Consider the following 10265-nt stretch of genomic DNA (forward strand, 5'->3'; position numbering starts at 1 on the left):
TTTGTCTAACTTTTTTGTTGCACTTCACGATTGAGTTTACCGCCCGGCCTTTTTTGCCGTAGCCTGATTTATTTAGTTGTGCTTTTTCTTTTTACCAATTCCAAGAAAGGCACCAAGAGAAGCAACCAAGCCAGTAACTATTCCCATCGCAGTGGATGGCTGACTGCTGGTACCAGTTTGCGGAAGAACATGTTCTTTGACTAATGCCGCAGGCTGACGAGCACTAAGGCTGTTAGCACTAGTGGTCTGACCATTTCCACTTGATTGACTAGTTTGACTAGTCAATGATGGCCTAATGTGTCCACTCGTCGATGCCGGCGTGCTGGTTGAACCAGATTGTTTTACAGGCTGGTAGTAAATATCTACGTAGGTCGTGGCACTATCTGGTGATGCAACAGCAGCGGAAACTACACTTGGCTGAGCCACATATCCATAAAGCGCTGGTGCCGCATAAGCAGCAAATGTTCCATCACCCTCTGGAATCCATGCGCCCCATTTAATCGAAGACTGACTTTCAGCCACACCGAACCGTTTAAAGGTTACCGATTGCGTTACTTCATACGTCGTGCCATCAGAGTAATGGTGTCTAATAATCCGTCTAACTGTCTTCGTATCAGTTAGTGAGTCGGACGTAGAGCCCGATGTTGACCCACTAGTAGATGAACTGATTGAAGCACTTAGCGATGCAGATGTCGAAGCACTCGTCGATGCGGATATTGAGGCACTGATCGAGGCGGACGTCGAGGTACTCAGTGACGCAGACGTAGAGGCGCTAATAGATGCCGATGTTGAGGCACTTGTGGAGGCGCTCATCGACGCTGACGTTGATGCACTTGTCGAGGCGCTGAGCGATGCGGATGTTGAAGTACTCGTGGATGCGGATATTGAGGCACTGGTCGACGCTGAAATCGAAGCGCTGGTCGAGGCACTCGTTGACGCACTAATGGATGCTGACATCGAAGCACTTGTCGAGGCGCTCAGCGATGCAGAAGTTGACGCACTCGTGGAGGCGCTAATTGATGCTGACGTTGATGCACTTGTCGAGGCGCTGAGCGATGCAGATGTTGAAGCACTGGTTGATGCACTAATCGACGCTGATGTCGATGCGCTAATGGATGCGGATGTTGACGCACTAATTGAGGCACTGGTCGATGCACTAACTGAAGCACTTGTCGATGCACTGGTTGATACTGACGTAGATGCACTCAGTGATGCAGAAGTCGAAGCGCTAATGGATGCGCTCAGTGATGCGGAAATTGATGCACTTGTGGAGGCGCTGGTTGAAGCGCTCACTGATGCGGACATCGAGGTACTCGTCGACGCGCTAATTGACGCTGACGTAGATGCGGAAATTGAAGCGCTAGTTGATGCACTTGTGGAGGCGCTAATGGATGCGCTGAGCGATGCGGACGTCGAAGCACTCGTTGATGCTGACGTTGAAGCACTCGTCGACGCACTTATCGATGCGGACGTCGAGGCGCTAATGGATGCTGATGTTGATGCACTCATCGAAGCACTCGTTGACGCGGATGTCGATGCGCTTGTCGATGCACTGGTTGAGGCACTTACTGAGGCCGAGGTCGATGCAGAAATCGATGCTGACGTTGAAGTGCTCGTTGACGCACTTACCGAGGCCGATGTTGAGGCGCTCGTTGATGCACTGATTGACGCTGAAGTCGAGGCACTCGTTGATGCACTAATCGATACGGACGTTGAAGCACTGGTAGATGCACTTGCTGAAGCTGACGTTGAGGCGCTAATTGAGGCTGAAGTTGATGCACTTGTTGATGCGCTTAGCGATGCGGAGGTTGAAGCACTCACTGAAGCGGATGTCGAGGCACTCGTCGACGCACTCAGTGACGCTGACGTTGAGGCACTCGTTGACGCGCTGAGCGACGCGGATGCCGAGACGCTAGTTGAAGCACTTACCGAGGCTGACGTAGAGGTACTGATTGATGCAGAAATCGAAGCACTGGTCGACGCGCTCAGTGAGACTGACATTGAAGCGCTGGTTGAGGCACTTACTGAAGCGGACATCGAGGCACTTGTCGATGCACTCGCTGATGCAGAAATCGAAGCACTAATCGAGGCTGACGTTGAGGCACTTGTCGAGGCGCTAATTGACGCGGATGTCGACGCACTCACTGAGGCCGATGCGGATGCACTCGTTGAAGCACTAATTGAAGTACTTGTTGACGCGCTGAGTGATGCGGAGGTTGAAACACTGGTTGAAGCGCTAATTGAAGCTGAAGTCGAGGCACTCGTTGACGCACTCATCGATGCTGACATCAAAGCACTTGTTGATGCGGAGAGCGAAGTACTCGTTGAGGCACTTACCGACGCAGATGTGGATGCACTGATTGATGCCGATGTTGAAGCGCTCGTCGACGCACTTACTGATGCGGATGTTGAGGCGCTGAGCGAGGCCGAAGTTGATGCACTTGTTGAAGCGCTAATCGATGTACTCGTGGATGCACTGGCTGAAGCAGAAGTCGAGGCGCTCAGCGATGCAGATGTTGAGGCACTTACTGAGGCCGAGGTCGATGCACTAATCGAGGCTGACGTTGATGTACTGATTGACGCTGACGTTGACACAGAAGTTGATGCGGACATCGAGGTACTCGTCGAAGCGCTAATTGACGCGGACGTCGAGGCACTCGTTGAGGCACTAGCTGAAGCACTTGTCGACGCACTCATTGACGCTGACGTTGAGGCACTCGTCGAAGCGCTCGTTGAAGCGCTAATCGCCGCAGATATGGAGGCACTGGTCGAGGCGCTCATTGACACACTAATGGATACTGATGTCGAAGCACTTGCGGACGCGCTCATCGATGCCGAAATTGAGGCACTCGTTGAAGCACTCATTGATGCACTTGTGGAGGTGCTCATGGATGCACTAATGAATGCTGATGTCGAAGCACTCATTGATGCACTTGTGGAGGCACTCATTGATGCAGAAGTCGAAGCGCTCGTTGACATGCTCATGGATGCGGATATTGACGCGCTCATCGATGCACTGGTTGATGCGCTAATTGAGACTGATGTCGACGTGCTTACTGATGCCGAAGTTGACGCGCTTACCGATGCGGACATTGAGGTACTTACCGAGGCTGATGTAGATGCACTGGTCGAAGCGCTCATCGACGCGGACGTTGAAGCAGAAGTAGATGCGCTAATCGATACCGAAGTTGAGGCACTCGTTGATGCACTCGTCAACGCGCTGATTGATGCTGACGTAGATGCGCTCGTGGACGCGCTGACTGATGCAGAAGTTGAAGTACTGGTTGAGCCACTTACTGAAGCTGATGTTGAAGCACTGACTGAGCCACTTACTGAGGCGGACGTCGAGACGCTTGTTGATGCGCTAATCGACGCTGATGTCGAAGCACTTATCGATGCTGATATCGACGCGCTTTCTGACGCACTGATTGACGCAGATATTGACGCACTTATCGATGCTGATGTTGAAGTCGAGGCGCTTGTGGACGCACTGGTTGAGGCACTGACTGATGCAGAAGTCGACGCGCTCGTTGACGCACTTACTGAGGCAGAAGTCGAGGTGCTTATCGATGCTGATGTCGACGTACTTACTGAGGCGGATATCGACGCGCTTTCTGAGGCACTAATCGACGCAGATATTGACGCACTAATTGACGCTGATGTTGAAGTCGAGGCGCTCGTCGACGCACTGGTTGACGCGCTGACTGATGCAGAAGTCGAGGCGCTGGTAGATGCACTTAACGATGCAGACGTCGACGCACTCATTGATGCTGATGTCGATGCACTCGTAGATACCGACATTGATGCACTGGTCGAAGCGCTCATGGAGGCAGAAGTCGACGCACTGGTTGACCCACTGACTGAGCCACTTACCGAGGCGGACGTTGACGCACTCACTGACTGGGCCGTACTGATTGATGTACTGGTTTTAGCAGAAACCGACGCACTGGTCGACACGCTGGTCGAAGCAGCTGCAGAAATGGCCGCAGACGTACTGTGGGACGTCGCAATACTTACACTTTTACTCGTCGAGATTGCCGCACTGGTTGACCCACTAACAGCTATACTCGTCGAATTGCTCTGACTAACAGCCATTGAGGTTGAACTGCTATCGGAGACACTCGTTGACTGACTCTGACTATTGATTATCGATGTCGAAGCACTACGCTCGTTTGAGAATGAGTCGTGGTCACCACCCTGGTAAACAACACCAGTAGTACCCGTATGATCCGGGGCCCCTGTGATAATCAGACTGTCAGTATAAGCATTCCCTACCGAGACGGAGGTCGACATAGACAGCCATTTTTGGTTGATACTATCCTTTTCTGAAGCATTAAGGCTAGGGTTCTGCTGAACAGAGGTCGATAGCGAGGTGCTCAGCTGAACAATACTCTGGTTCAACTCACTGGCATAGGTCTGGGCCTTATAGTCGGAATACCTTACTAAGTTGCTGTAAATGCTTTGGTATTCTGTCTGGTTAGACGCAATCTGACTGCTTAGTACAGACGATGCCGCACTAACCGAATTAGTAGCTACGCCAACCGTGGACGTGGCGGTGCTGACTGAGGACATATCTTTCCGCACCGTTGAAGTTGCCAGGCTGACCGACGACATATCTTTCCGCACCGTTGAAGTTGCCAGGCTGACCGACGACATATTTACCCGTACCGTTGAAGTTGCCAGGCTGACCGACGACATATTTGACTTCACCGTCGAAGCAGCGGTGCTGACCGAAGCCGTGGCGACCTGCACTGATGATACTTCACTGCTTACCTTTTGAGTGGCGGTAGTAACTGATTGAATATTTATCCTGACTGAGGATGTAGCAGTCTGGACCGAATTAATAGCAAGACTGACAGAATTGGTGGCAGTATTTAACGATCTTATTTCGTTACTATACGACTGGCTGAGAATTGCCACTGACTGCGATTCCTGGCTAAAATGAATAGAGTTTTCTTGATACTGTGCAGTGTTACCAATCCATTGCATAGTTTGCTCAACAGGATAGTTCATCGCCAGACTGTTAAGGGTACTTGTATTGATATTACTCCCATTCATCCGCTCCATCATAGAGACGGAAGTCCTCAGGGAAACCGATATTGAGCCATACAATGACTGGAGAGAGCCTGCAGCCCGCACAGCAGCTTGATAATCGTTACTTGCCAACCAGATAGTATCCGAGAGGTCATTTTTATAGTAGGTCGACAGACTAGCACTCGTTGACACTAGCTGGTTACTCTTTGTTGCTACGCTTTGACTTGCTACAACGACACTATGGCTGTCATTCGCGACACTTTCACTAGCGCTATGCAAACGCTGACTTTCCGTTGAAACATTTTGACTAGCAACAATTAAACTTTGACTTGCAGTTGAGACGCTCTGACTAGCGTTGATTACCTTTTGACTTGCGGTCGAGACATTCTCACTAACAATGGTGACACTATCGCTTGCGGTCGAGACACTCCGGCTAGCGCTGTCCACGGCCTGGCTTGCAGTCGAAACGCCCTGGCTAACACTGATTATACTCTGGCTTGCGGTCGAGACGCTCTGACTGGTAACAACCACGCTCCGGCTAGTTGAGTTTAAACTATCACTCACTGTTGACAGGCTAGCACTGGTAGACAGAACTGGCTTCAGCAATTCACTGGTTGAATAATATGGGTTGTAGTATTTGCCGCTCTTCCCAATGTATTGGTCAATAATCCGCTTGAAGACCTGTGTCGTGGTTCCGTCATTAATTTGCTCATTGGCATCCTTGACGGTAACGGTCGTATCGGTGTCCTGACTACTCCGGCTATTGCCACCGAATACTAGGGCATCGGCATCCTGCGCGTGCGCCATCGAAAATTCGTATGTGTTGGTGATGTTAACGTTAGTATTCTTAATGTAAGTCCGGATGTTAGCCGCGCTGCCGGAGGCTTCCATCGTTACCCAAGCACCCTTATCAACGTTAATAGTAGCAGTTGGGTTGGTAGCAATGTGATCTTGTACCCCGTGAGTACCGTCATTATACGCACCCGTTGGCTGGTAACCCCGCTGCTGACCAAAGACCAGGATGTTGGCGTCCCCGGTTTTAGCTCCGTTGGCCTGGGTAACCTTCATGTGAACGGTCGAACTCTCCTGGAAGTCAATCGTCTGGTTCCGGGCATTATCACCACTGGTCATTGCGATGTTAAAGTTGGACGCTTCCATGTTCAAGGTCGCGCCATTTGCCACCGTAAAAGTATTTGACGGTTCGCTACCATAGAGGGATTGATCCATCAGAACGTTTCCAACAGCCGCACCATTCATTGTCACGTTGGCGCCTTGCTCAATGGTTACCGTGTGACCATTAGTCGTGTTATTCCCTTTCATGGTCAGGTTATAGTTAACAACGTTGTTCCCTAGGATGTTAACTTTGGCACCCCCAGAAATAAGCAAATTATCACCGATGTACAGCTGAGAAGCACCTTGCTTATCAACGTCTTCAAATCCAGTTGCCACGGTGCTGCCATCTGCCGTTTGAACCGTACTCGTGGCGGTAAAGGTATCGTTACCACTCAGGGTAACAATGTTGTTAGATACGGATGCACTCAGGTTTGTGTACGAGTGGATGGCGGTCCCACCAGTGATATTAACGTTATTCAGGCTCAACTGGTCATTACCGTAGGACAGGTAAATAGCACCATTGGTATTGGTCCCTAGTCCCCGGCCGCTAAAGTAGATGTCGGCATCGTTAACTGCGAATTTGATTCCCGCCTTATTCAGCCTAAACTGACTGTTAGCACCAGTCAGCCAAATCTTATGGCCGTTAGCATTGATCGTCAGGTCACGAGTAATATTCATGACCCCCTGCCCTGACAAGTCAACATCGCCAACCAAGTTGATTACCGAAATATTAGAATTCCTAATTGCCGTCATGAACTCGGAAGCGTTCTTAACGGTCGCGGTATTATTTACCGCCGCAAATGAAACTGCTGCTAAGCCCGCTAATTGAGCACTCGCAACACTAGGCGTAACATTCCCAGCTTGGGCTGTCGGCATGACACTCTGGTTTAACTGGCTAGATGGGTTACCACTGGCGATCGAGGTTGCCGCAGCTTGGTTATTATTAGTGCCACTAGTGCTTCCAGACGTACTCTTCAGCGCACCACTGTCGCTAGTCGAGCCACTGGTACTCCCGGAATTACTGTCTGATGTTTGTGTCGTAGTGCTTGTACTATTAGACGAATTTGACTGACTCGTTGAATTACTGTTAAGTGAAGTGCTGGTTGAGCCCTGTTGAACGTTGCTGGCAGAGTTGGCGGCCGCGGTCGAACCAACAACTTGCGAATTAGGGTCAGCAGAAAGGTTGGCGGCATGCACAGCCGTTGGTGCGGCTGCTGATACCCCCCCTACTCCGAGTAAGGTTGAGAGCAGACCAAGCCCCTTGAGATAGGCATCGGTAGACATGGCTCGCTGCTCCTTGATAGAATCCTTGTCAATAAATTGCTCAGCCTGAACTTCCTCCTTACTGCCAAAAGAAAGCAGGTGGAAAAAGCGTGTTAGGCAACTAACCCACCCGTGATGGGTCTTATACATCTTAACCCGGGTATCATCAAGCTCCCGATCAGTTCTTCTACGATTATTTTTCCGCATTACGACTTCTCCTCCCACTAGCCGAGTTTAAACTAATCTTAATTTTTTATACACCTCATATTATGCGCCCGTCTTGACAGCATTTAAACCCTTTTAATTGATATTTTTATATCCTCAGCATTGGTATAAAAGGAATCGCGATAACAATCTTAGGAGATTGAACGTTGTTGATTTGATTATCAATTTCTTTTGTTTCGTTTACAGGACGCTAACAAGTTGGTTATCGTTTGATAGGAAAAATGTCAAATTTCTTGTTTGCCAATTAAAATACAAAGCACAGAAAAAAGCCCAACAAAACTAGGAAGATGTTTTCTCCTAGCTTTGCTGGGCTTGTTGTTTGATGAAAGAATCATCACATTAATGTGAGTAGCAAGTTATTCGTCATCATGGCGACGCTTCTTGCCTGCCGCAAACATCGCAGCGATTGCGCTCAGACCAAGGGTAATTCCTGAAATCAATCCATGTTGATTTCCGGTGTTCCCAGTCTGCGGCAACAGGTCATTATTAACCGATGATGCTGGACGGTGTGCGTTCGTTCCATTAATGTTCCGCTGACTAACCGTCATGTTCTGATTATCGATAGCAATGTTGTTGTGCTGAGAAGTCGATGACTGATTAGAAGTCTGCGAGTTAATTGATGCAGACTGTGAAACAGAATTGGAAGTGGTCGTTGACGTCGTAGTTGACGGATGATCCGGATCAATAATCGTGCTACCAGAAGTAGAATTCGAGTTGGAGTGAGATTGTGACTGCGGCGTCGACTGACTATCACTAATCGATGCCGAGTGTGACGTACTCCGACTCATCGAACTCGAAGTAGATGCACTTGTGGATGCGCTAATTGATGCGCTTGTTGAAGCACTGACTGATGCCGAGGTTGACGCACTTGTCGAGGCGCTTATCGATGCGGATGTTGACGCACTCGTCGACGCACTGATTGACGCTGACATTGAAGCACTTGTGGATGCGCTAATCGATGCAGATGTTGATGCAGAAGTTGAAGCACTTGTCGAAGCGCTCATTGATGCTGATGTTGACGCGCTTATCGATGCTGACGTCGAAGCACTCATCGAGGCAGATGTAGAGGCACTCGTGGAAGCACTAATCGATGCGGATGTTGATGCACTCGTCGATGCACTCATTGAAGCGGATGTAGAGGCACTTGTTGACGCACTAATCGATGCTGAGGTCGATGCACTTGTCGAGGCGCTTATCGATGCTGATGTTGACGCACTCATGGATGCGCTTGTCGAGGCAGATGTTGAAGCACTCGTCGAGGCACTGATTGATGCAGATGTCGAGGCACTCGTTGACGCACTAATTGATGCTGAAGTCGAGGCACTTGTCGAGGCGCTTATCGATGCGGAAGTCGAAGCACTAATCGATGCACTTACTGATGCTGACGTCGAAGCACTTATTGACGCGCTCATTGATGCTGATGTTGAGGCACTAATCGATGCGGAAGTCGAAGCGCTCGTGGAGGCACTAATCGACGCGGAAGTCGACGCACTCGTTGACGCGCTTATCGACGCAGATGTCGATGCACTTGTTGACGCACTCATAGATGCGGACGTTGATGCACTTGTCAAAGCACTAATCGATGCGGATGTTGATGCACTCGTCGACGCACTGATTGACGCTGACATTGAAGCGCTTGTCGAGGCGCTTATCGATGCTGATGTTGATGCACTCATGGATGCGCTTATCGATGCAGAAGTCGAAGCACTTGCTGACGCACTCATTGACGCCGATGTAGAGGCACTCGTTGATGCACTTGTCGAGGCACTAATCGATGCTGATGTTGACGCGCTCGTTGATGCACTTACTGAAGCAGAAGTCGAAGCACTTGCTGACGCACTAATAGATGCGGATGTTGATGCACTGGTTGATGCAGAAGTAGATGCGCTTGTTGAGGCGCTAATAGATGCAGATGTTGATGCACTCGTCGACGCACTGATTGACGCCGATGTCGATGCGCTGGTTGACGCTGATGTTGAGGCGCTCACTGATGCAGACATAGATGCACTAATTGATGCTGAAGTCGAGGCACTTGCTGACGCACTAATAGATGCGGAGGTCGATGCGCTTGTCGATGCACTCATTGATGCAGATGTGGATGCAGACGTCGAGGCACTTACTGAGGCGCTAATCGATGCACTGGTTGATGCACTCTCTGATGCAGAAGTTGAAGCGCTCGTTGATGCTGAAGCCGAAGTGCTAATTGAAGCGGATGTTGATGCGCTAATCGACGCTGAAGTCGAGGCGCTAACCGATGCTGACATCGATGCACTTGTTGACGCACTGACTGATGCTGAGGTTGAGACACTCGTTGACGCACTAACCGATGCGCTTGCGGAGGCGCTAATTGAGGCGCTCGTCGATGCACTTACTGATGCTGAGGTTGAAGCGCTTGTCGAGGCAGAAGTAGATGCTGATGTTGATGCGCTCGTTGACGCGCTAATCGAGGCGGAGGTCGACGCACTGATGGATGCTGATGTCGATGCGCTGGTTGACGCACTCATTGACGCCGATGTCGATGCTGAAGTGGAGGCACTTGCTGACGCACTAATCGACGCTGAGGTTGAAGCACTCATTGAAGCGGAGGTCGATGCACTTACTGATGCTGATGTCGATGCGCTGGTTGACGC

Annotated in this window: 3 protein-coding genes and 3 pseudogenes; 1 reads left to right on the top strand and 5 read right to left on the bottom strand. The window is 50.1% G+C overall.

The window, feature by feature from the left end; translation table 11 throughout:
- Positions 1 to 72: 72 nt before the first annotated feature.
- Together FC49_RS10410 and FC49_RS10415 are read right to left on the bottom strand one after the other, a co-directional pair.
- Positions 73 to 522 carry an LPXTG cell wall anchor domain-containing protein gene (locus tag FC49_RS10410; protein WP_478212004.1) on the bottom strand — a complete coding sequence of 150 codons (450 nt, stop codon included), beginning with the start codon at positions 520 to 522 and terminating at the stop codon, positions 73 to 75.
- 873 nt (positions 523 to 1395) lie between these two features.
- Positions 1396 to 3825 (bottom strand): annotated as a pseudogene (locus tag FC49_RS10415) (hypothetical protein); the annotation flags it as partial.
- Positions 3826 to 4555: 730 nt separating this feature from the next.
- Here FC49_RS10415 and FC49_RS10420 point away from each other — a divergent pair.
- Positions 4556 to 4780: a hypothetical protein gene (locus FC49_RS10420; protein WP_056984846.1), complete on the top strand. Its 225-nt coding sequence runs from the start codon at positions 4556 to 4558 to the stop codon at positions 4778 to 4780.
- Positions 4781 to 7377: 2597 nt separating this feature from the next.
- On the opposite strand, the pseudogene FC49_RS10425 reads toward FC49_RS10420, so the two are convergent.
- The 3 genes and pseudogenes from FC49_RS10425 to FC49_RS10435 form a co-directional block, all read right to left on the bottom strand.
- Positions 7378 to 7617 (bottom strand): annotated as a pseudogene (locus FC49_RS10425) (serine-rich glycoprotein adhesin); the annotation flags it as partial.
- A gap of 374 nt (positions 7618 to 7991) precedes the next feature.
- Complete coding sequence (locus tag FC49_RS10430; protein ID WP_268871642.1) at positions 7992 to 8423, bottom strand: LPXTG cell wall anchor domain-containing protein; 432 nt, start codon at positions 8421 to 8423, stop codon at positions 7992 to 7994.
- Positions 8424 to 8930: 507 nt separating this feature from the next.
- Positions 8931 to 10265, bottom strand: a pseudogene (locus tag FC49_RS10435) (hypothetical protein); the annotation flags it as partial.

Origin of the sequence: Limosilactobacillus oris DSM 4864 (genome assembly GCF_001434465.1) — a bacterium.
Classification (GTDB): Bacteria; Bacillota; Bacilli; order Lactobacillales; family Lactobacillaceae; genus Limosilactobacillus; species Limosilactobacillus oris.